This window comes from Methylosinus sporium (genome assembly GCF_003113265.1).
Lineage (GTDB): Bacteria > Pseudomonadota > Alphaproteobacteria > Rhizobiales > Beijerinckiaceae > Methylosinus > Methylosinus sporium.
Genome location: NZ_PUIV01000033.1, coordinates 13,682 through 36,341, shown reverse-complemented (window position 1 = coordinate 36,341; position 22,660 = coordinate 13,682). Strand labels below are relative to the sequence as shown.

16 protein-coding genes are annotated in these 22,660 nt (G+C 67.4%); 10 read left to right on the top strand and 6 right to left on the bottom strand.

What is annotated here, in order from left to right; translation table 11 throughout:
• Position 1: 1 nt before the first annotated feature.
• From C5689_RS15880 to C5689_RS15835, 10 genes are all read left to right on the top strand, one after another.
• Positions 2–286: a hypothetical protein gene (locus C5689_RS15880; protein WP_108918231.1), complete on the top strand. Its 285-nt coding sequence runs from the start codon at positions 2–4 to the stop codon at positions 284–286.
• Between the two features lie 9 nt (positions 287–295).
• Positions 296–1,957 carry a PepSY-associated TM helix domain-containing protein gene (locus C5689_RS15875; protein WP_108918230.1) on the top strand — a complete coding sequence of 554 codons (1,662 nt, stop codon included), beginning with the start codon at positions 296–298 and terminating at the stop codon, positions 1,955–1,957.
• Positions 1,950–2,162 (top strand): MbtH family protein, encoded by a 213-nt coding sequence (locus tag C5689_RS15870; protein WP_108918238.1) that lies wholly within the window; start codon positions 1,950–1,952, stop codon positions 2,160–2,162. The genes C5689_RS15875 and C5689_RS15870 overlap by 8 nt, the downstream gene beginning before the upstream one ends.
• 63 nt (positions 2,163–2,225) lie before the next feature.
• Positions 2,226–9,386 carry a non-ribosomal peptide synthetase gene (locus C5689_RS15865; protein ID WP_244594748.1) on the top strand — a complete coding sequence of 2,387 codons (7,161 nt, stop codon included), beginning with the start codon at positions 2,226–2,228 and terminating at the stop codon, positions 9,384–9,386.
• A gap of 46 nt (positions 9,387–9,432) precedes the next feature.
• Positions 9,433–10,713: an enterobactin transporter EntS gene (gene entS / locus C5689_RS15860; RefSeq protein ID WP_108918229.1), complete on the top strand. Its 1,281-nt coding sequence runs from the start codon at positions 9,433–9,435 to the stop codon at positions 10,711–10,713.
• A gap of 124 nt (positions 10,714–10,837) precedes the next feature.
• Entirely contained in the window at positions 10,838–12,025 is a 1,188-nt protein-coding gene (locus C5689_RS15855; RefSeq protein ID WP_108918228.1) for an isochorismate synthase, read from the top strand.
• Positions 12,022–13,638 carry a (2,3-dihydroxybenzoyl)adenylate synthase gene (locus tag C5689_RS15850; protein ID WP_108918227.1) on the top strand — a complete coding sequence of 539 codons (1,617 nt, stop codon included), beginning with the start codon at positions 12,022–12,024 and terminating at the stop codon, positions 13,636–13,638. The genes C5689_RS15855 and C5689_RS15850 overlap by 4 nt, the downstream gene beginning before the upstream one ends.
• Before the next feature lie 20 nt (positions 13,639–13,658).
• On the top strand, positions 13,659–14,528 hold the full coding sequence (locus tag C5689_RS15845) for an isochorismatase family protein (protein WP_108918226.1): 870 nt from the start codon (positions 13,659–13,661) through the stop codon (positions 14,526–14,528).
• Between the two features lie 28 nt (positions 14,529–14,556).
• Positions 14,557–15,327, top strand: coding sequence for a 2,3-dihydro-2,3-dihydroxybenzoate dehydrogenase (dhbA, locus tag C5689_RS15840; RefSeq protein ID WP_244594747.1), 771 nt, complete (start codon positions 14,557–14,559; stop codon positions 15,325–15,327).
• Positions 15,328–15,506: 179 nt separating this feature from the next.
• Entirely contained in the window at positions 15,507–17,696 is a 2,190-nt protein-coding gene (locus tag C5689_RS15835) for a TonB-dependent receptor (RefSeq protein WP_108918225.1), read from the top strand.
• Between the two features lie 78 nt (positions 17,697–17,774).
• On the opposite strand, the gene C5689_RS15830 is transcribed toward C5689_RS15835, so the two are convergent.
• Genes C5689_RS15830 through C5689_RS15805 form a run of 6 tightly spaced genes read right to left on the bottom strand, consistent with a single transcriptional unit; the run spans position 17,775 to position 22,415 of the window.
• Positions 17,775–18,299 carry a hypothetical protein gene (locus tag C5689_RS15830; protein ID WP_108918224.1) on the bottom strand — a complete coding sequence of 175 codons (525 nt, stop codon included), beginning with the start codon at positions 18,297–18,299 and terminating at the stop codon, positions 17,775–17,777.
• 4 nt (positions 18,300–18,303) lie between these two features.
• Positions 18,304–18,909, bottom strand: coding sequence for a hypothetical protein (locus C5689_RS15825; protein WP_108918223.1), 606 nt, complete (start codon positions 18,907–18,909; stop codon positions 18,304–18,306).
• Positions 18,906–19,523 carry a hypothetical protein gene (locus C5689_RS15820; RefSeq protein WP_108918222.1) on the bottom strand — a complete coding sequence of 206 codons (618 nt, stop codon included), beginning with the start codon at positions 19,521–19,523 and terminating at the stop codon, positions 18,906–18,908. Before C5689_RS15820 ends, C5689_RS15825 begins: the two co-directional genes overlap by 4 nt.
• Complete coding sequence (locus C5689_RS15815) at positions 19,520–20,275, bottom strand: ABC transporter ATP-binding protein (RefSeq protein ID WP_108918221.1); 756 nt, start codon at positions 20,273–20,275, stop codon at positions 19,520–19,522. Before C5689_RS15815 ends, C5689_RS15820 begins: the two co-directional genes overlap by 4 nt.
• A complete protein-coding gene (locus tag C5689_RS15810; protein WP_108918220.1) occupies positions 20,272–21,327 on the bottom strand; it encodes a FecCD family ABC transporter permease in 1,056 nt (351 codons plus the stop codon). The genes C5689_RS15815 and C5689_RS15810 overlap by 4 nt, the downstream gene beginning before the upstream one ends.
• A complete protein-coding gene (locus C5689_RS15805) occupies positions 21,324–22,415 on the bottom strand; it encodes an ABC transporter substrate-binding protein (RefSeq protein WP_108918219.1) in 1,092 nt (363 codons plus the stop codon). Before C5689_RS15805 ends, C5689_RS15810 begins: the two co-directional genes overlap by 4 nt.
• Positions 22,416–22,660 lie beyond the last annotated feature (245 nt).

Genomic DNA, 22,660 nt, shown 5'->3' with positions numbered 1-22,660 from the left:
CATGGCCGAGTTTCGCCGCGATTGGCTGAGCAAGAGCGTCGCCGGCTCGGTCCTCGGCTTCACATTGGCGGTCGCTCTCGCCGGCCTCTTCGCCGTCGCGGGGCCGGGCGGCCTCGAGGCGCGCAACAAATATCAATTCGTCATGTGGCTCGTCGCGCCGGTCTGGCTCGGCGTCGCGGGCTTCGTCTTTCTGTTTCGCAGCGGACGCGTAGCGTTTCTATGGCTCGGCGGCGCCAATCTTCTCGCCTTCGGCGGGCTCTATCTCTGTCGACGGCTTCTGCACTGAGGACGGGCAATGCGCGGCGAGATTTTGCGGCTCTACAAGAGCGTTCATACCTGGACCGGCATCGTGACCGGAATGCTGCTGTTCGTCTGCTTCTACGCGGGCGCGCTCACCATCTTCGCGGAGCCGCTCGCTCATTGGGCGTCGCCGCCTGCTGGCGGATCGATTTCGATCGAGGCCGCCGATCGCCTCATCGAGAAGACATTGGCGGCGCGGCCCGAGGCGGCCAAGGATTTCACGCTCCGGCTCGCGACGGCGAACGAGCCGGCTCGTCTGAGCTGGCGCAAGAGCCGCAGCGACGATGTCGTCTGGTCGGCGACGCTCGGCGCCGATGGCGAAGCGCGCATCGAGCGCGCCAATGTCTCGGGCCTAGGCGCCTTTGTGGATACGATCCATCGCACCGCCGGCCTTCCTCTCGATCGCGAGACGGGAACGACGGTGATGGGCGTGGTGAGCGCCGTCTACGCCGTCGCGCTCGTCTCCGGCCTCATTCTGGTTCTGCCCTCGCTGGCCAAGGATTTTCTGGCGTTGCGTTTCACCGGGAATCTGAAGCGAATGTGGCTGGACGCGCATAATCTCGTCGGCGTCGCGAGCTTCCCCTTCCATCTCGTCATTGCGCTGACCGCCGTCGTGTTCGGCCTGCACGAGCCGATCTACGACGCGTTGGATCATGCCGTCTACGACGGCAGGCTGCCGACCATCATGCGCTCGACCGGCCCCTTCGCCGGAGTGAAGCGCGACGAGCAGAAGGCGCCGATTAAGAAGGTCGCGGAATTGGTTGCGGCCGTCGCTTCGGCATCGCCGAATTTTTCGCCCGCCAGCCTGCACTATCGCGACGCCGGCACACACGGCGCGCTGGTGCGCGTCATCGGAGAGGACCCGCGCTTTCTCTCGCGCGGCGGCGGCTTCGCCGTCCTGCGCGGCGCGACCGCGGAAATCGTCAATGTCGATTATCTTCCCGAGAAGCAGAGCGGCTGGACGGCCGCCGTGTCGCCTTTCTTCGCGCTGCATTTCGGCAGCTATGGCGGCGTGCCCGTGCGCTGGGCCTATTTCTTTCTCGGTCTGGCCGGCGCTTTCCTGTTCTATTCGGGCAATCTCTTGTGGATCGAATCGCGTCGGCGGACCGCGCGCCGCCATGGGGAGCAGGTCGTGCAGACGACGGCCTCGCGCCTCATGGCGGCGGCGTCGATCGGCGTATGCCTCGGATGCGTCTGCGCGCTCTCCGTCGCCATCGTCTCCACCAAATGGCTCTACGGCCATGTCGAGGATGTCGACGCATGGCGACGCGGAATTTATCACGCGGTCTTCTTCGGCGCTCTCGCCTTCGCGCTTCTGCGCGGCGCGGCGCGCGCCGGAGCAGAGTTGGCCTATGCCGCGGCGCTCGGCGCTCTCGCGCTTCCCGTCACCAGCGTGGCCGCATGGGCGGCGCCCGGCCTCGGGCCCTGGGCGGCCGTAGATCCCGAGAGCGCGGGCGTCGACATCGTCGCTTTCGGCGCCGCGCTCTGCTTTGCGACTCTGGGGCGCGCCACTGCGCGCCGCGCGGAACTCGGACCGACCGACAGCGTCTGGTCGGCGCGTAGACCGCGAGAGGCGAGCCGAGGCCTTCGAATTCCACTTTCTTCGAATGAACGCGCCGCGGCGATCGGCGCAGGAGATGGAGACGTCCATGGATGACGCGCAAATCAACCCCTTCGATGATGAGCGGCTGAGCTTCGTCGTTCTCGTCAACTCCCGCGCGCAATACAGCCTGTGGCCCGACTTTTCCGCCGATCCGAAAGGATGGCGCCGAGTCTTCGGTCCGGGGACGCGCCAGCAATGCACGCAATATGTCGATGACCATTGGATCGATATGCGCCCGCACGCGGAGGCCGGGGCGTAGCGGCTTTTCGCACGATCTTTTCTGTTGTGTGGACCATTCGATTTTTTCAAAGGACGAGAAATCGTGCTCATAGATATCGCTCCAGAGCGGCCGCGCGCGGCTGCGCAGAGGCTTCCGCTCGTCGCGGCGCAGCCCGGCATTTGGATGGGGGATCAGCTCTCCGCCGGATCCAACGCCTATGTCGTCGCGCAATATGTCGAGCTGAACGGCAGGCTGGATGTCGCCTGCTTCAGCGCCGCGGTTCGTCTCGGCCTCGCGGAGGCCGATCTTGTCCATGCGCGCTTCGTGGAGACCGAGGATGGCCCCGCGCAGATCGTGCCGGGCGACGTGCAGGCGGTCGATCTGCCGGAGCCGGAACTCGTCGATCTTCGTGGCGAGAACGATCCCGTCGGAGCCGCGCTGCGAACGATGCGCGCCGATCTCGAGGCGCCCTCGTCGATTGCGGAGGGCGCGCGGCTCTACCGCCATATTCTGTTTCGCCTCGGCGACGCCGAGCGCTGGTTCTGGTTTCAGCGCTATCATCATCTCTCGGTCGACGGCTTCGGGTTCACGGCGATCGCGCGACGCATCAGCGAAATCTACACGGCGCTGCGCCGTGGGCTCGGGCCGTCTCCATCGCCTTTCGTCTCCTTCGCCGAGGTGGTGAAGGAATATGCGGCCTATGACGGCTCGCCTGCGCAATCCGCCGATCGGCGATTTTGGGCGGAGCACATGCGCGATCCGCCGCCTTCGGTCACCCTGTCGCTGCGCCGCCCATCGGCGGAGAAAAGCTTTACACTCCCGCGGCGCGAGCGGATCGTGCTGGATGCGCATACGACGACGCTGCTGTCCGAGCAGGCGAAAGCCGGGCGCGTCTCCGTCGGCGTGATGGCGATGGCGGCGGTCGTCGTCTATCTGCGCCGCATGACGGGCGCGGCGCGCCTCGCGGTCGGCGCGCATTTCATGCGCCGCATGGGCTCAGTGGCGTTGCATGCGGTGGGGCCGGTGGTGAATGTGCTGCCGCTGCAGATCGCGATCGATGCGAATATGTCGTTTCTCGATGTCGCGGCGGCGCTCGGGCGCGAATTGGATGTGGTGCGTCGGCGTCAGCGATACGAGGCCGAGCAGCTGCGGCGCGATCTCGGCTTCCTCGGCTCGGGACGTCCGCTCTATGGACCGCTTTTGAATTTCAAAATGTTCGACTACCGACTCGATTTCGCGGGGGTCGAAGGGATCACGCATCAGCTCGCGTCGGGTCCCGTCGAGGATATCGAGTTCGACCTCTATCTCGCCGAGCGCGAGCTGATCGTCGATCTCGTCGCCAATGGCGAGCGCTACAAGGAGCAAGAGCTGGAGCTGCACGCGGAGCGGCTAGCGCGCTTCGCGCGTCGGCTCGCCGAGAGCCCCGACGCGCCGATCGGCGAGATCGCCCTCATGACGAAGAGCGAAGCGGCGCTGATCGCGGCGGCCAATGACACGCGGCGCGCCATTCCGCGGGTCTCGCTGTGCGACCTCTTGAACGCGCAAGCCGAACGCACGCCGAAAGCGCCCGCCCTGATCGATGGCCGACACACGCTGTCCTATCGCGACATGCGCCGTGAAGTCGCGCGGCTGGCGCGGGACCTCGCCGCCGCCGGCGTGATCTGCGGCGATCGCGTCGCAGTGGCGCTTCCGCGCTCCGTCCATCTGAGCCTGGCGCTGATGGCGGCGCTCGAAGCGGGCGCCGCCTATCTGCCGCTCGACGCCAGCTATCCCGACGAGCGCTTGGCGTTCATGGTCGAGGACGCAGAGCCGCGGCTCATCGTCACCAACAGCGCGCTGCGCGAGCGCTTCGAGTCCATGGCCCCCGTGCTGATCTTCGACGCGCTCGCGGGCGTGGAAGCGGATCCGCAGCCCGCGCGCGTCGCCTCGCCGTCGCCGGAGGATGCGGCCTATGTCATCTATACGTCCGGCTCGACGGGACGGCCCAAGGGCGTCGTCGTGCCGCATGGGGCCGTCGTCAATTTTCTGCTCTGGCTGCAACATGAGTATCGCCTGACCGAGGATGATGTCGTGCTGCATAAGACGCCGTGCAGCTTCGACGTGTCGGTCGGCGAATTCTTCTGGCCGCTGACGGCGGGCGCGCGCCTCGTGATGGCGCCGCCGGAAGTGGATCGTGATCCGGCGGAATTGCTGCGCGTCATTCGCGAGCATGGCGTCACCACGCTGAATTTTGTGCCCTCGCTGCTCTCGGCTTTCCTATCTGCCGTGCGGATGACGCCGGGCGCGGCGCCGGAAAAGACCGCGCTGCGGCGCGTCTTCTGCATCGGCGAGCCGCTGTCGCGCGAGCTCGCCGAAGCTTTCGAGCGCACGTTTCATGCGCCGCTGCACAATGTCTACGGCCCGACCGAGGCGACGGTGGAGGTCACTTATCAGCCGGCTTTCGGCGCGGCGCTCGCGGCGGCGGAAGGCGTCGGCGTGCCGGTCGGACGCCCGCTCTGGAATTGCGGCTTGCGCGTGCTGGACGCGCGGCTGCGTCCGGTCCCGATCGGCGTCGCCGGCGACCTCTATCTGACCGGCGCGCAGCTCGCCCAATATTATTGGCGGCGGCCGTCGCTCACGGCGAGCCGTTTCGTCGCCGATCCGGAAGGCGACAGCGAACGAATGTATCGCACCGGCGACATCGCCCGTTGGCTGCCGAGCGGCGTTCTCGATTTTCTCGGCCGCAATGACGATCAGCTCAAAATCCGCGGCCAGCGCATCGAATTGGGCGAGATCGAGAGCGCGCTGCTCGAGCAGCCCGGCGTCGGCGGCGCGGCGGCGGTCGCTCGCCTCTTCGGCTCCGCGGCCGGGGATGTCGACGCGCGCCAGATCGTCGCCTATGTGACGCCGGATTCGCCGGAGGGCGTGCTCGATCCTGAGGCGCTGCGCGCCGCTCTGGCGTGTCGCCTGCCGGCCTATATGACGCCGGTCGCCATCGTCGTGCTCGAGGCCTTCCCGTTCGGCGCGAGCGGGAAGCTCGATCGCAAGGCGCTGCCCGATCCGTCCGTGGACGCGCCGACGGCCCGTCCGCCGGCGCCCGGACTGGAGACGCTGCTCGCGGAAATATTCGTCGAGGTCCTGCGCCTCGAGACGGTCGGCGCGCAGGATGATTTCTTCTTTCTCGGCGGCGACAGCATTTCCGCCATCGGCCTCTGCGCTGCGCTGCGCAAGCGCGGATATAGGCTGCGGCCGCGCGACGTCTTCGAGCGGCGCAGCGTCGCCGGAATGGCGGCCGTGCTGCGCCGAGTCGAGGAAGGCGTATCGATGCGCCTCGACGACGGCGTCGACGCCGCGACGGTCGAGGCGCTGCGGGCGCGCCATGGGGCGATAGCGGCCGTCCTGCCGGCGCTGCCGCTGCAGGAGGGGCTATTGTTCCACGCCCGGCTCGAGGACAGCGCGAGCCGCTACAACGCCGTCTCGCGCTTTGCTCTCGGCGGCCCGCTCGACGTCGGTCGGCTGCGCGACGCGCTCGAGGCGCTGTTGCGTCGCCATCCCCAGCTCGCGGCGATTTTCGACGTCGAGCAGGGCAAGGCGTTCCAGATTCTGCCGCTCGTCGAGGGGCCACAGGCGCTGCGCCGCTGGCCCTGGAGCGAGTGGCGGCTGGCGGACGTCGGTCCGCAGGAGCAAGCCGCCGCGCTCGAGAAAATCGAGCGGGAGGAGCTGGCTCGCGATCTCCTCGCCGAGAGTGGCGGCCGTCGCATGCTGGCGCGCGCCGTGCTGGTTCGGCTGGCGGAGGAGCGCCATGCGCTTCTCCTCGTCTGCCATCATCTCATCGGCGACGGCTGGTCCTCCGGCGTGATGCTGCGCGATCTTCTCGCCGCCTACGCCGGCGCCACGCTCGCGCCGATCATTCCCGATTATCCGAGCGTCGTCCGCCGCCTCGCCGCGCGCGACCCCGAGCCCGCCCGCGCCGCATGGCGGGAGGCGCTCGCCGGCGTCGCGCCGACCTTGCTGTTCGATCCCGCCGCCGCATTCGGCGAGACGCGCGAATTGCCGCTCGTGCTGCGGCCCGGTCTGGCGAAGGAGCTGGAGGCGTTCGGACGCCGGCGCGGATCGACTCTCGCCACTCTGCTGCAGGGCGTATTCGCGGCCTTTCTCGGCGCGATGACGGGGCGCAGCGACGTCGTTTTCGGCGCGCCGGTTTCCGGCCGCTCGGAGGCGGAGGCCGGGCTCGACGCGCATGTCGGGCTCTTCACCAACACGCTGCCCGTGCGTGTGCGCCTGCGGCCCGATCTGCCGCTCGCTGCGCAGCTCGCCGAGCTTCAGAGCCGACAGATCGCCCTCATGGAGCATGACGGGCTCGGCCTCGGCGAGATCCAGCGCCTCGCCGGCGTCTCGACGCTGTTCGACACGCTGCTCGTCGTCGAAAATTTTCCCGAGGACGCGGGTCTCTATGCGCAGGATTTCGCTGGCCTGCGCCTCGTCGGCGCGCGCAATCGCAGCTATTCGCATTATCCGCTGACGCTGATGGCGCTGCCCGGTCGTGAATTGGAGCTGCGGCTCGAATATCGCGAGGGCGTCGCAGCGCCGGAGCGTCTCGGCCGCCGCATCGTCCGACTGCTCGAGCAGCTCGTCGACGCGCCGGAAACGCCTCTCGCGTCGCTAGACCTGCTCACGCCGGACGAGCGCGCGACGATCGTCGCTGTCAATGACACGGGCGTCGAGACGATGGCGACGACGCTCTGCGGCTTGCTCGAGCAGCAAGCGCGTCGCACGCCCCACGCGCCCGCGCTGATCGACGCCGATCATGAACTGAGCTATGCGCAGCTCCGTCGGCGGGTCGCGCGATTGGCGCGCGCGCTCGCCGAGGCCGGGGTCGGGTGCGGCGATCTCGTCGCGGTGGCATTGCCGCGCTCGGCGCGGCTCGCCATCGCGCTGATGGCGGCGCAGCAGGCCGGCGCCGCCTATTTGCCGCTCGATACGAGCTATCCCGACGAGCGTCTCCACTTCATGGTCGAGGACGGAGCGCCGCGCCTCATCGTCACGGACGAGGCGTCGGCAAGCCGGTTCGAGGGGCTGGCGCCGCTGCTCGCCTTCGACCGCTTGCCGCAAATCGACGAAGCGGAGGAGGCGGGCTTCGTCTCTCCCGCCATGCCCGATGATCCGGCCTATGTGATCTACACGTCCGGCTCGACGGGCCGGCCGAAGGGCGTCGTCGTCTCGCATCGCGCCATCGTCAACCGGCTGCTGTGGATGCAGCACGAATATGGCCTCGGCGCCGATGATGTCGTGTTGCAGAAGACGCCGTCGAGCTTCGACGTCTCGGTCTGGGAATTCTTCTGGCCGCTGATGGCCGGCGCCGCTCTGGTCATGGCGCCGCCGGAGGCGCATCGCGATCCGGCGGAGATTCTGCGGCTCATCCGCGCGCATCGCGTCACCACGCTGCATTTCGTTCCCTCCATGCTGGCGGCCTTCGTGTCGGCGACCGACGCCGCGCGCGCCGCCGAGGCGGAGAGCCTGCGCCGCGTCTTCTGCAGCGGCGAGGCGCTGTCGCGGGAGCTGGCCGAGGATTTCGAGGCGCTGTTCGGCGCGCCGCTGCACAATCTCTATGGGCCGACCGAGGCCGCCGTGGATGTGACCTATCAGCCGGCCTTCGGCGCGGCCCTCGCGGGCCTCGAGACGACGGGCGTTCCGATCGGCAGGCCCGTTTGGAACACGGGCGTGCGCGTGCTCGACGCCTGGCTGCGGGAGGCGCCGATCGGCGTCGCCGGCGATCTCTATCTGACCGGCGTCCAGCTCGCCGAGGGCTATCTGCGGCGGCCGTCGCTGACGGCGAGCCGCTTCGTCGCCGATCCGCAGGCCGTGGGCGAGCGAATGTATCGCACCGGGGATATCGTCCGCCGGCGGCCGGACGGCGCGCTCGACTATCTCGGGCGCAGCGACGATCAGATCAAGATTCGTGGCCAGCGCATCGAGCTTGGCGAGATCGAGAGCGTCCTCGCCGAGCAGCCCGGCGTGGAACAGGCGGCGGTCGTCGCGCGAGTCTCCGCGGCGGGCGGCCTCGTCGGCGCGGATGAACGGCGGCTCATTGGATATGTGGTCGCGGGCGTCGAGATCGACGTCGAGGCGCTGCGCCGTGCTGTGGCGCAGAGGCTTCCGGCGCATATGACGCCGACGGCTATTGTGCGCTTGCCGGAATTTCCGCTCTCCGCCAGCGGCAAGCTCGATCGCAAGGCGCTGCCGGAGCCGGAGGCTGCGCCGCGCCGCCACGGACGCAAGCCGACGCCCGGCGTCGAGATCGCGCTCGCCGACCTCTTCGCCCGCGCGCTCGGCGTCGACCAGCTCGACGCGGACGATGATTTCTTCGCGCTCGGCGGCCATTCGCTGCTGGCGATGCGCCTCGCCGCGGATATTCAGCGTGAGATGAAGGTTTCCGTCTCGGTCGGCCAGCTGATGGCCGCGCCGAGCGTCGAGAGCCTGGCGCGCGAATTATTCGCGGAGCGGCGCGAGGAGGATCGCCGCGCCGGCTTCGCCGAGACGCTGCGCCTGCGCGCGGGCGAGGGGCCGCCGCTCGTCTGCATCCATCCGGCCTCGGGCTTCTCCTGGCAATTCGGCGTGCTGACGCGCTATCTGCGCAGCGATTGGCCGGTGATCGCGCTGCAATCGCCGCGGCCTTCGGGACCTATCGCCTCCTGCCGCAATATGGAGGAGGTCTGCGACCGGCATCTCGCGACGCTGCGTGAAATCCAGCCGCACGGTCCCTATCGGCTGCTCGGCTATTCGCTCGGCGGCGTCGTGGCGCAGGCCATTGCGGCGCGTCTGTCGGCAGAGGGCGAGGAGATCGCCTTTCTCGGCCTGCTCGACACGTACCCTTCGGAAATTCAGGATTGGAGCAAGCCGCTCGACGCGGCCGGCGAAGAGGAGATCGAGCGCGAGAAGGCGCTGTTCATGGACGCTTCGCAAGAGGCGCTCGATTCGACGCTCGCGCGTGAGAAGGCGGAGATGTTCGGCCATATCATGGCCAATTACGAGGACTCCGTCCGCCTTCTCGCCTCCGCGAAAACGCCGCGCTACGCGGGCGCGGCGACGCTCTTCGTCGCCCGGCGTACGCTGCCGCAGGGCATGGACGTCGCGGAGACATGGCGGCCCTATGTCGGCGCGCTGAATGTCGTCGCCTTCGATTGTCCGCACACCGAGATCATTTCGCCACGCATGTTGCGGGAGCTCGGCCCGGCGCTGAACGAAATTCTCGTCGCGATCGACGCGACGCGGGGCGCGCGATGACCTCTCGCGCGCTTTCTTCTCCACGATCTCCGGTGATGGGACGCACATGACCAGACCTCGCATTCTGACCGACTTCAGCCTGTTGCGGAACAATCGCGATTTCCGCGCGGTGTTCGTGGCGCGGACGCTGTCGCTGTTCGCGCTCGGCCTGCTCACCGTCGCGGTACCCGTGCAGGCGCTGCAGCTGACAGGCTCACCCGCGGCTGCCGGATTCGTCGTCGCTTTCGGCGGCGGCGCGGCTTTCGTCGGCCTGCTCGCAGGCGGCGTGCTGGCGGATCGTCACGATCGCCGCAAGCTCATCCTGTTCGCGCGCGGAACCTGCGGCCTCGGCTTCGTCGCGCTCGCCCTCAACGGCTTCTCGGCCGCGCCCTCGCTCGCCGTCGTCTATGCGCTAGCGGCCTGGGACGGCTTCTTCAGCGCATTGGGCGTGACGGCGCTGCTCGCCGCGACGCCGGCCATCGTCGGGCGCGAAAATCTCGCCGCCGCCGGCGCGCTCAACATGATCGCCATGCGGCTCGGCGGCGTCGCCTCGCCGGCGCTCGGCGGCCTGCTCATCATGTTGGCGGGCGTCGGCTGGACCTACGCCTGCGCCGCTGCCGGCGTGCTGGCGACGCTGGCGCCGCTGATGCGCCTGCCGCCGCTGCCGCCCAAAGGCGCGAGCCCCGAGACGCCGGCGCGCGCGCTTCTGTCGGGCGTGCGCTATCTCTTCGAAAATCGCATCGTCGGCGCCGTGGTCGCAGTGGGGACGCTGGCGAGCCTCGCCGGCGGCGCGCGCGTGTTGTTTCCGGCGCTCGCGAGCGCCTATGGGGACGGCCCGGCCGATGCGGGGCTCATGTATTCCGCCGTTCCGCTCGGCGCCACTCTCGGCGCGACGACGAGCGGCTTCGTCGCGCGCCTCGCGCGTCCGGGCCTCGCTCTGCTCGCCTGCGCCGCGGCCGCTTTCGCGGCGCTGGCCGCGCTCGGCGCCGTCGGCGGACTGGTTCCGGCGCTGCTCGTCCTCGTCGTCTACGGCTATCTCGGCTCCATCGTCTCGCTGCTGCAATTCACGCTGGTGCAGAAGAACACGCCGGACCGCCTGCGCGGGCGCGTCAACGGACTCTGGACCGCGCAATTCATCGTCGGCGACGCGCTCGGCGCCCTCCTGCTCGGCCTGCTCGGCGGGATTCTCCCGCCCACGCCGGCGGTGGGCGTCTTCGGCCTCGCCGCTCTTCTCTCCTTCTTACCGATGGCGGCGGCCTTCGGCGCGTTGCGCCGATCGCCGGCGGAACCCGCCGCCGAAGGCGTGGCGATCGAAAAGGAAAAGCAGAGCCTCGCGCCCTCCGGCTGAGGCGCGACGCCCAGAACCAAACGAGGGACCGCTTTTCTTTCCAAACGCGACGGCGTCCGCCGCTGCGGCCGGGAGCGCGCGTCCCGCTCGACCGATTTTCATTCGTCCACAAAGGAGCGCTCCGATGGACGCGATTGTCGCAGAGAGACCTTCTAGAGAGATTTCGACGCAGGCCGAAAAGCCGTCGTTTCTGTTCAGCTCGCCCCATTTCGCCATAGAGGCCTATGGCGTTTTCGAGCGAATACGCACGCCCGCCGTCGGCGGCGGGGGCGCAGACAGCGTTCTGCAGGCGGCGGTCGACGCTGCGCTGGCGAGAGCGCGTCGCGCGGGACAGGACAACCCGATCGTCGTCGGCGCGATCCCCTTCGACTCGCGTCAGCCCTCCTTCCTTTTCGCGCCGAAGACGCATCGCATCAGCGCGCCGCGCATGGCGACGAGCGCGCCAGAGGCGAAGGCCAGTGTTCCCGCGCTCTGGTATCGCAGCGTGCCGGGACAGAGCGGTTTCGAGGAGGCCGTCGCCCAGGCCGTCGCCAATTTTCGTGACGGCCATGCGCGCAAGGCGGTGCTGTCGCGCATTCTCGAGATCGAATTCGCCGAGCGCGTCGACGCCGTCGCGATTCTCGAAATTCTGCGGCGGCAGAATCCCGCCGGCTATCATTTCCACGCGCCGCTGCCCGACGGCGGCGTTCTGCTCGGCGCGAGCCCCGAGTTGCTGATCCGCAAGATCGGCGGCTCCATCCGCTCCAATCCATTGGCGGGCTCGGCGAAGCGCGTCGCAGAACCGGAAGAGGACGCGCACGTCGGGCGTTGTCTCCTGCAATCGAGCAAGGACAATTTCGAGCATAGGCTGGTGATCGACGAAATCCGCCGTCTGCTCGAGCCGCTCTGCGCCGAGCTGCGCATTCCGGACGAGCCGGCGCTGATGAACACGCCGACCATGTGGCATCTTTCCACCGCTATCTCCGGCGAGCTCGCCGACGGGCGTCTCTCCGCTCTGCAGCTCGCGAGCCTGCTGCATCCGACGCCGGCCATATGCGGGTCGCCGACCGCGCAGGCGCGCATGTTGATCGAGCGGCTGGAGCCTTTCGATCGCGGATTCTTCGCCGGAATCGTCGGCTGGTGCGATGAGAGCGGCGACGGCGAATGGGCGATCGCCATTCGTTGCGGCACGGTGAACGAGATGGTCGTGCGCCTGTTCGCCGGAGCGGGGATCGTCGAGGCCTCCGATCCGCGCGCCGAATGGGCGGAGACCGAAGCCAAGCTCGCCACCATGCTGCGCGCTTTCGGCGTCGAGCGGGGGATCGTGCAATGAGCGTCGATTTCACTCCCTGGCCCGAAGATCTCGTGCGCCGCTATCGCGAGAAAGGCTATTGGCGCGGCGAGCCTCTGACCGTTCTCCTCACGAAGCGGCTGGAGATCGCCCCCGACGCCACGGCGATCATCTGCGGCGAGCGCCGCTTCAGCTACGCAGAGCTCGACGCATGGTCGACGAGCCTCGCCATAGGCTTCTCGCGCCAGGGCCTGCGCGCCGGCGACACGGCGCTCGTGCAACTCCCGAATGTCGCCGAATTCTACGCGGTGTTCTTCGCTCTGCTGAAAATCGGCGTCGTGCCAGTCAATGCGCTGTTCAGCCATAATCGCCTCGAGCTGTCGGCCTATGCGGAGCAGATACGGCCCGCCCTGCTCATCGCTTGCGCGCGCCATCCGCTGTTCGCGAATGGCGCTTATGTCGAAGCCTTGCAGATCGCCATTCCGGCGCTGCGCGTCGTGCAGATTCTCGGCGAGACGTCTTATGCGGAAAGCCTCGCGCCTTTCGCTGAGCGTCGCTACGACGTCTCGGCCAGCGAGTTGCGCGGCTCCGCGCCGGGAGAGGTCGCCTTTCTGCAATTGTCGGGCGGCAGCACGGGAGCGCCAAAGCTCATCCCGCGCACGCATGACGATTATTACTACAGCCTGCGCCGCAGCGCGGAGATTTGCGGGCTGACAGAGAAGAGCCGCTATCTCTGCGCGTTGCCGGCGCCGCATAATTTTCCGCTCAGCTCGCCGGGCGCGCTCGGCGTGTTTCACATGGGCGGAACGGTCGTGCTGGCGCCGGACCCGAGCCCATCCGTCTGCTTCGATCTCATCCGCCGCCATGGCGTCGACATCGCCGCCGTCGCGCCGCCGATCGCCATGCTCTGGCTGGAGGCCGCGGCCGACGAGGCGCCGCTTTCGAGCCTGCGCCTGCTGCAGGTCGGCGGCGCACGGCTCGGCGAAACGGTCGCGCGGCGCATTCCCGCGACGCTCGGCTGCCGCTTGCAGCAAGTGTTCGGCATGGCCGAAGGGCTGGTGAACTATACGCGCCTCGACGATGACGAGGAGACGATCTTCACGACGCAGGGACGGCCCATGTGCGAGGATGACGAGGTGAAGATCGTTGATCCGCAGGGCGCGCCCGTCGGCTCCGGCGAGATCGGCGAATTGCTGACGCGCGGACCCTATACGTTCCGCGGCTATCACCGCGCCGCCGAGGAGAACGCGCGCGCCTTCGACGCCGAGGGCTTCTATCGCTCCGGCGATCTCGTGCGCATGACCGAGACGGGACATATTCAAGTCGTCGGGCGCAAGAAGGATCAGATCAATCGCGGCGGCGAGAAATTTGCGGCCGAGGAGCTCGAGAATCTGCTGCTGACCCACGCCCAAATCGCCGACGCCGCGCTGGTCGCGACACCCGACGCGCTGATGGGCGAGAAGAGCTGCGCCTGTGTCGTGGCGCGCGGCGATGTGCGGCCGCTCGCGTTGCGCAAGCATTTGCGCGCGCTCGGCGTCGCGGAATTCAAGCTGCCGGATCGATTCGAATTTCTCGAGCGGCTGCCGGTCACCGCCGCCGGCAAGATCGACAAGCGCGCGCTGCGCGATCTCGTCGCGAGCAGACCGGCGCATTGACACTCGAAGAGGAAACGACAATGGCCATTCCCCGGCTTCCGACCTATCCCCTGCCGCGGCCCGAGGATTTCCCGAAGAACAAGGTCGGCTGGACCTTCGCGCCGAACCGCGCGGTGCTGCTCATTCACGACATGCAGGATTATTTCCTGCATTTCTTCGGCGAGGAGAGTCCGCTCGTCGCGCAGCTCGTCGCCAATATCGCGGCGCTGCGCGCCTTCTGCAAATCGCGCGGCGTTCCGGTCGTCTACACGGCCCAGCCGATCGACCAGAGCCCGAAGGATCGCGGCCTGCTGAACGATATGTGGGGGCCGGGGCTGAACGCGCATCCGCAGCTGAAGGACATAGCCGCGGCGCTGTCGCCTGACAGCGACGATACGGTGCTCGTGAAATGGCGCTACAGCGCCTTCCAGCGTTCGCCGCTCGAAACGATGATCAGAGAGTGGGGCCGCGATCAGCTGGTGATCTGCGGCGTCTATGGGCATATCGGATGCCTCGCGACGGCGCTCGACGCCTTCATGCGCGATTTCGAGACCTTCGTCGTCGGCGACGCCATCGCCGATTTTTCGCCGGAGGACCACGACATGACCTTGCGATATGTCGCCGGCCGCTGCGGCGGCGTCGTCGGAACGGATGCGTTGATCCGCGCGCCCGCGTCGCCGCTGACGCGCGCAGCGGTGGAGGCGCGCGTGCGAACGCTCATTTCCCTCGATGGGGAGATTTTCGATCCCAATGAAAATCTAATCAATTACGGTCTCGATTCGGTACGCGTCATGACGCTGGTGACGGAATGGCGCAAGCTCGGCGTCGATGTCGGCTTCGTCGACCTCGCCGACAATCCGACGCTCGAAGGCTGGTGGGCGCTGATCGAGCGCAAGCTCTCCGCGGCGTGACGATCATCGTCGGGAAAGGAGGCGCGAGATGAATTCGGCGCTGGGTCTGCAGATGGATTTCACGGGCAAGCGCGTCTGGGTGACGGGCGCGGGGCAGGGGATCGGCCTTTGCGCTGCGACGACATTCGTCGCGCTCGGCGCGAATGTCGTCGGGCTGGACAAAGCGTTCGCCGAAGCGCGCTATCCCTTTCGCACGCTCATCGTCGATATCGCCGATCACGCGCAGGCGGAGCGCGCCTGCGCGCATCTGCTGGACGAATCGGGACGGCTGGATGTGCTCGTCAACGCGGCGGGAATTCTGCGGCTCGGCGCGACGGAGGAGGTGAGCCTCGAGGATTGGCGCGCCTCTTTCGACGTCAATGTCTCGGGCGCCTTTCATCTGCTCCGCCACACGATCGCTCAATTCAAGCGCCAGCGCTCCGGCGCCGTGGTGACGGTCGGCTCCAATGCGGCGCATGTTCCGCGCCTGTCGATGGCGGCCTATTGCGCGTCGAAAGCCGCGCTCGCCAGCCTGACGCATTGCGTCGCGCTGGAGCTCGCGCCCTTCGGGGTGCGCTGCAATCTCGTCTCTCCCGGCTCGACCGATACGCCCATGCAGCGCTCCATGTGGCGCGCGCCGGACGCCGAGCAGCGCGTCATTGCCGGCAATCCCGAGACTTTCAAGCTCGGCGTTCCGCTCGGCAAGATCGCGACGCCGCAGGAGATCGCCAATGTCATCGCCTTTCTGGCGTCGGATCTCGCGAGCCACATCGTCATGCAGGACATCGTCGTCGACGGCGGCGCCGCATTGACGGCATAGAGTCTCGAAGTCGCGCGCGGCGCGCTCGGATCACACGCCTGAAGCGCAAATATGCGCGAACATTTCCAATCGACGGGAGATATGGGCCTTTGCTGGAATGATTACACGCCACTGAACTTGTTCGACTCCTCTGCGGCACGTAATCGTCGCTATCAGATTCAGTTGAGCAAGGAGATCTCATGTCGCGCTCTATTCGAGTGTCCTCGACAGCCGTGACGGCGGCTCTGCTGTCGCTTGCCTCCGCCTCGGCTCTGGCGCAGGAGGCTTTGCCCGTGATCGATATTTCGGCGCAGCCGGCGAAAGACGGCGATGGAAAATCGCGAAAGGCGATCGTCGGTCCTATGGGGCCAGCGCCCGCAGAGGCGCAGAGCCTGAAGCAGATCACGCAGACGATCTCCGTCGTCGATCGGCAGCAGATCGAGCTCACCAACCCGACGGGTCTGATGGAGATACTCGCGCAGGCGCCGGGCGTCGCCATCGCCCGCGCCGGTGGAATCGGCGGACAAATCTATCTGCGCGGGTTCAGCTCCAACACCATGCGCTCGCCGCTCTATGTCGACGGCGATCGCCTGCATGGACGCAACACGCTGCAGCTGAATTATTTCGCGCCGGAGGAGATAGAGCAGGTCGAGGTGATCCGCGGGCCGGCTTCCGTGCTCTATGGCAGCGACGCGCTCACCGGCCTCGTGAATGTCGTCACCAGACAGACGTCGAGCAATGTCGAAGGGCCGTTCCAATTCCGACGCGGCGGCGCCTCCTTCGGCTATGGAAGCGCGGCGACCTCCCTCAATAGCTATGGATGGGTCGAGGGCGCCGGCGACGGATTCTCCGTGCGGGGCGGATTGGCGGGGCGCAAGGGGCTCTCTTACCAGACGCCGATGGGGGAAGCGCGCAACGGCGATTATCGGAGCATCGGCGGCAATTTCACGCTCGGCTATTCGCCGACTGCGGATCAGCATTTTGAGGCGAGCTTCCGCGGCTATGTCGAGACCGACGGGCGCGCCGGCGGCGTCGGCGGCGCGCCGGGATATCCGTTCCTCAATGTGCGGCAGAGCCCCAATGAGCTGCTGATGGGCCGTCTCTCTTATTCCGGCGATTTCGCCGGCGGCCTCATTTCCCATGTCGAAGCGTCCGCCTATGTGAACTATTTCGACACGCATCTCGCGACGATCAACACGACCAGCGCGCGGCAGACGGTATTTTCGGACAGCCATGTGATCGGGCCGATCGTTTTCGGCGGACGCGTGCTCGCCGTCGCGCCCTGGTCGATCGACCGCCTGGGCTCGGTGGTCTCGAAATTCGGCGGCGACGCCTTCTACGAGCGGCGTCCCGGCAGTCTCGGAACTTCTGTCACCGCGACGCTGTCCAACGGCGTGGTGACGGCGCTGAAATATTCGCCGCTCACGCAATCCGTACCGGAGTCGTTCCAGACGAATGGCGGCATTTTCATGCTGCACGAATGGACGCCCATCGAAGCGATCACCATTTCCGCTGGGGGGCGGCTCGATTACTTCAACACACGCACGCGTCTGTCGCCGCTGGCCTCCTCCGCGCTGCTGCCCGCCTATATCGCCAATAGCGACACCGATCGGCTGGCGCCGACGGGCAGCATCGGCGCCGTGCTGCGCGTCACGCCCGCTCTCGACGTCGTCGGCAATGTCTCCACGGCCTTCCGCCACCCCACCAACGCCGAGCTGTTCAATTCGACGGCCACCTCATTGCCGAATCCCAATCTGCAGCCGGAGACCGGCGTGACCTATGAAGGCGGCCTTCGGCTCCATGTCGCGGAGGCGACGGCGAGCATCACGGGATTCCACAGCGTCTATCAAAACCTCCTGCAAACGCAGTCGGTGACATATATGGGCGCGTCCACCTACACGCAGAGCCAGAATGTGGGCCGCGCCGAGATCGACGGCGTGGAGCTCGAAGGACGCTGGCAGGCGACGCCGGAGCTCGGCTTTTTCGGTAATTTCACCGTGCTCGAAGGCACGAATACGACGACCGGGCGGCCCCTGCCTTATATCGCGCCGTTCCGCGCGCGCTTCGGCGCTCAGATCGCGCCGCCCGGAGCCGGCTATTCGCTGCAGGCGGTCCTCAACGCCGCCGCCGCCAAGACGCGCATCGACACGACGCAGGAATATAGGACGTCCGGCTATGTGACGCTGAATCTTTATTCGAGCGTCGATCTCGGCGTGCTGGTCTCGCCGCGGCTCGGCGACACGCGGCTCAGTATCGGCCTCGAGAATGTGTTCGACACGGCTTATGTGGATGCTGCGACTTTCGCCAATGTCTCCTATGGCCGCAGCGTCACGAATCCTTTGCTCGAGCCCGGACGCAATTTCGTGATCAAGCTCACGCATGAATTCTAAAAAAGAGAGACCGACCGAACGAAAGAAGGCGGGTCGTCGGGCCCGCCTTCTTTTTTGACCTCGCTTTGTCCGAGTCGATCACAAAATTGCGGGCGCCACCGTGTCATAGGCCTCTTCCGGAGGCAGGCTCATCAGGCGTTCGGCCATGTCCTGCTTCAGCCATTCGAGCCGCTCTCTTTCCTGCGGCGTCACGGCGCCGCGGCGGGAGAGCTCGATGAATTCCGCGCGCACCACGCCCTCGCGCAATGTCACGTCGACGCTCGCGTCGCGATAGGAGAAGCGGAAGAAGTAGCGGCCGCGCGGACTCTCGATGACGTCTGGGCCGCCGAGGTCGAGATCCACCGTGTAGCGTCCGCCGGTGAAGGCGCGGGTCGTCATCTCGATCGCGTCGCGGCCGCCGGGGCCCGGAAAGGCGGTGGCGATCGTCAGCTCGTAGCGCTCTGGCCGACCGTCGGCGCAGAGCAGCGGAAAGGCGCGCTGCATCGCCTTGAAGCCATGCGCCGCGCCGCCGATGAAGCTGCGCCCATGATATTTGAGAATATCCGCAAAGGAGATCGCGATCGGTTCGCCGTGATCGAGCACCGTCAGCGTATCATCGGTCATCGATTCAGAACTCCTCTTTCAGCCAGGGCAGGAAGCCATCGAGAAAGCGCGTCGCCGCCGGCATGAAATGCGATCCGTGGTGATAGAAAGGATCGAGGCTCGTCGCCAGAATGCGCCCCTTCGTCGTCGCCGCATCGACGTAGAGAACAGAGCGTCCCTCGGCGTCGTCGATGAGCGAGCGCGCGCCTTCTGGCGGCGCGAAGACGCCGTGCAAATGCCAGGCGATATCGCTCGCGCCGATGCGCGCGAACAGCGGATGGGCAGGATCGGCGATCGACAGGCCGAGGCTCGCGCCGGGCTCGAGCCACCACCAATAATTGGTCGGAACGCTGGTGAAGCGGATCGATGGCAGCCACAAATGCTGATCGGTCTCGCCCATAGCCACGATCGCGCCGCCGGCGTCCAGATAGGCGTTGAGACGCGCGCGATGCGGCGCGAGCCGGCTCGCGGGCGTTCGGCATGGCGCGAGAACGATGTCGAAGCGCGTCAGATCGACGACGCCGAGTTCCTCCGGCCGGGCGAGTGCGTCGAAGAGATGCGCATAGCGCGGCGCCTCCAGAGTTTCGCAGTGATAGGCGGCGCCTGGATGAATGGCGAGAATGCGATTCATGCCGTCGCTCCCACGCACCAGGCGACGATGCGCTCGGCCAGCGCGGCATTGACGCTCGGCTCATCGCAGACGGTCCAGAGATCATTGCCCGCGTGCATCAGAATCGCGCCGCCCGCGGGCCGCTCCCAGATCCAATTGATCGGCGCCGCCTGCGGGCCGACCCCGGTGAGCGCGCGGCCGCCGGACGGGATCGGCGCGTGTCCGCGGCCGTAGAAGCCGGCGACGCCGCGCCGAGTCTCCAACCGCGCGCGGTCGAGGCCGTCGAAGACGAAATGATCGCCGAGCGCGACCAGTGCGAAATCGTCGCGGCGCCCGGCGCCGAGCGGAACGAAAGGCGAGAGCTCCGGCAGGAAGGGCCGCGCGAGATGGCCCATGAAGGCCATTCGTCCGCCCCGATCGAAGAAAGTCTCGAGCGCCTCGGCGCGGCGCGCGAACTCGATCTGGTCGAGATGCATCGTCGTGACGACGCCGCGCGCCGCCGATAGGCGGGCGTCGGCGAGCTCCGTCTGCCGCACGCAGGCGAGCGCGCTCGAAGCGAGCGGCGCGTCGAAAGATTTGGGCGCCGGCCCGTCGCCGCTCAGCACGAGCAGAATTTCGCCTCCGGCGTTGGTCATGGCGCGGCTCCAGCGAAGAGCGGCACGACGGTGTCGATGGGCGCGCTCCCGTCGAGGTCGAGCGTGACGCGCCGCACCGCCAGGCCATAGAGTCGAGTCAGATCGCCTTCGTTCAGCGCGGTCGTCGTCGGCCCGATCGCATGTTCCGACGCGCTCAGCATGAGCAGCGCCTCGTCGGACACGCTCAGCGCATGTTGCGGCAGATGCGTCGAGAACAATATGGCGTGGCGTCCCTGGCGCTTCACGTCTTTCAGCACACGGAGCAGGCGATCCTGATTGGCGAGATCGAGCGCCGAGGCGGGCTCGTCGAGGACGAGTGCGGGCGAGCCGGTGGCGAGCGCGCGGGCGAGCAGCACGATTTGCCGCTCGCCGCCGGAGAGACGATCGAATGGCCGTTCGGCGAAATCGCGGGCGCCGACGAGCTCCAACGCCGCGTGTGCGGCGCGATAATCGGTGGCTCCAGGCGCGCCGAACAGGCCGAGGCCGAGCGCTCGACCCATCACCACGACATCGAGCGCGCGATAGGGAATGTCGGCGCCGATCGACTGCGACACATAGCCGATGACGGGCGGCGCGATGCGGCGTCCCGCAGAAAGCGGAACGAGGCCTGCGAGCGCCTTGATGAGCGTGGTCTTGCCGCGTCCGTTCGGGCCGAGCACGGCGAGAATGCGGCCCGTCTCGAGCCGGAAGGAGACGTCGCTGAATATCCAGCGGGGGCCCCGCCGCACGCCGGCCTTGTCGAGGCCGATCATGCGCCGAGCTCCTTGCGGCGCGTTTGGCGGAGCAGGGCGGCGAAGGCTGGGGCGCCCATCAGCGCGGTGATGACGCCGAGCGGAATTTCCGCGGCGGTGACGCTGCGCGCCAGACTATCGACGAGGAGCAGATAGGCGGCGCCGAGCGCGGCCGAAACCGGCAGCAGGGCGCGCTGATCCGCGCCGACCAGCAGACGTGCGGCGTGCGGCACGACGAGTCCGACCCAACCGACCACGCCGGCGACGGCGACGGCGGCGCCCTCGATCAGCGCGACCGCGGCGAAGACGAGCCAGCGGTCACGCTCGACCGGCAGGCCGAGCGCGCGCGCCTCCTCCTCGCCGAGCGAGAGAACATCGATGCGAAAGCGCAGCAGCCACAGAGTCGCCATGCCGATGAGCACGCCGGGCGCTGCGACGCCGACGCGCGCCCAGGTCGCGGCCGAGAAGCTGCCCATCAGCCAGAAAATGATCGCCGGCAACGAGCTGTTGGGGTCGGCGACGAATTGCAGCAGAGAGACCAATGCGGCGAATAGGGCGCCGATGACGACGCCGGTCAGCACCAGCATCACAGTGTCGCTGCGTCCCTCGACGCGCGCGAGGCATCCGACCAGCAATAGCGCGAAGGCGCCGAAGCCGAACGCGGCGCCGATGAGCGCGAATCCGTCGAGGCCGAGCGAGATGGCGAGCGCGCCGCCGAAGGCCGCGCCCGGCGACACGCCGAGAATTTGCGGCGCGACGAGCGGATTGCGGAATACGCCCTGAAGCGCGGCGCCGCCGGCCGCTAGCCCCGCTCCGCAGAGCGCGGCGAGCAGCACGCGCGGCGCGCGCACGAGAAGAATGATGCGCTCGTCCATCACGCTCCAATCCGCGGATAGGGGCGCGACGCGAGACAGCAATATGGCGATGGCCTTCAGCGGCGCGATCTGGAAGCGTCCGACGCAGAGCGCGGTCAGCGCAGCCGCGAGAAGCAGCGTGAGGATGGCGAGCGCGCCGGCCCAGCGCGGAATCGCGCGTCTCTGTGGCGTCTCGTCGGTCGTGGTCGCGAGGCTCATCGCGTCGCGCTCGTGGCGAAGCGCTCGTAATGGCGCGCGTCGCCATTCGTGCGAATGCGCAATATCTCGTCCATGTCCGAGTCGGACGGCGAGAATCCGTAGAGCAGGCGATAGGCGCGCGCGATCTCGGCGCGCAAATCAAAGTGGAACGCCCCTGGATAAAGGATATCCGCGAGCCACATCCAGGTCAACGGGCTCTCCTGGCTCGGCGGATCCCAGCGATAGCCGCCGATCGGCATTTTGTAGACACGCCGCTCGCGCGCGGCGCGCGTCGCCGACAAGATCGCGTCGTCATAGATGCGCGCGGGCGCGAGCTGCTCCTCGAAGCTATTGAGCAGGATCACATCCGGATCCCATTGCGCGATCTGCTCCGCATTGACCGCGCCCGCGCCCACGAGCTCGGCCGCGGCGTTCACGCCGCCGACCAAGCGGATGCAGAAGTCGTTGTAGCTGTTCGCGCCGGCGGCCGCGAGACCGCTCGCGGCGCGCTGCAGAAAGACGACCTTCAGGCGTCTTCCGTCGCGGATGTCGCGCGCCGCCTTCTCTATATCGGCGATCGTCGCGTCTCGCCAGGCGATGAGCTCCTTCGCGCGCTCCGGCTTGCCGGCGATGTCGCCCATCAGCGTGAGATTGCCGCGCGCGAACGGCTCTGTCCCATAGCGCAGCAGCGCCGCCGTGAGGCCGGCGTTGCGCAAGGGACCGACGATGTCGTCGCCGCGATCGCCCCATTGCACCACGATGTCCGGGTCGAGCCGAGCGAGCGTCTCGACATTGGGCATGAATCCGTCGGAACCCGCTCCCGCGATCGATGCGTCGATCGCGCGCGCCTGCGGGAATATGCGTCCGAGCAGCCCTTCGTCGATCGCGCGCTTCGAGGCGGGATGCATTCCGACGAGCCGCTGCGCCGCGCCGTCCACGGCGATGAATGTGGAGGCGGAAGGCATTGGAATGGTGACGACGCGTTCGGCCGGACGGTCCAGACAGACCTGCCGCGCCGTGAGATCGTCGAAGCAGCTCGCCTGCGCGCGCAGAGGCGCGGCGCAGCCGATGAGCAGGGCCGCGACGCCGAGAAATTCCGCCCAAATCATGTTTGCCTCGCAAGCGCGCGCTTCTGGAGCTTTCGCGAGATCGCAGAGCGATCACCCGTTCCGTTCGCCAAGCTCATGGAGCCGGCGTTTCAAGTCAATAGAATCGCGCGGTCGTTGGAACTGTTGCAATATCGGCGGAGCGAAGGTCTCGGCGCGCTTCGAGGCGTTGCGCGATTGCAATGAGGTCGTCCATCAGTCGAGCTGTTTCGCCCGGCGATCTGTCGCCGGGCGAGGACGGCGCCGCG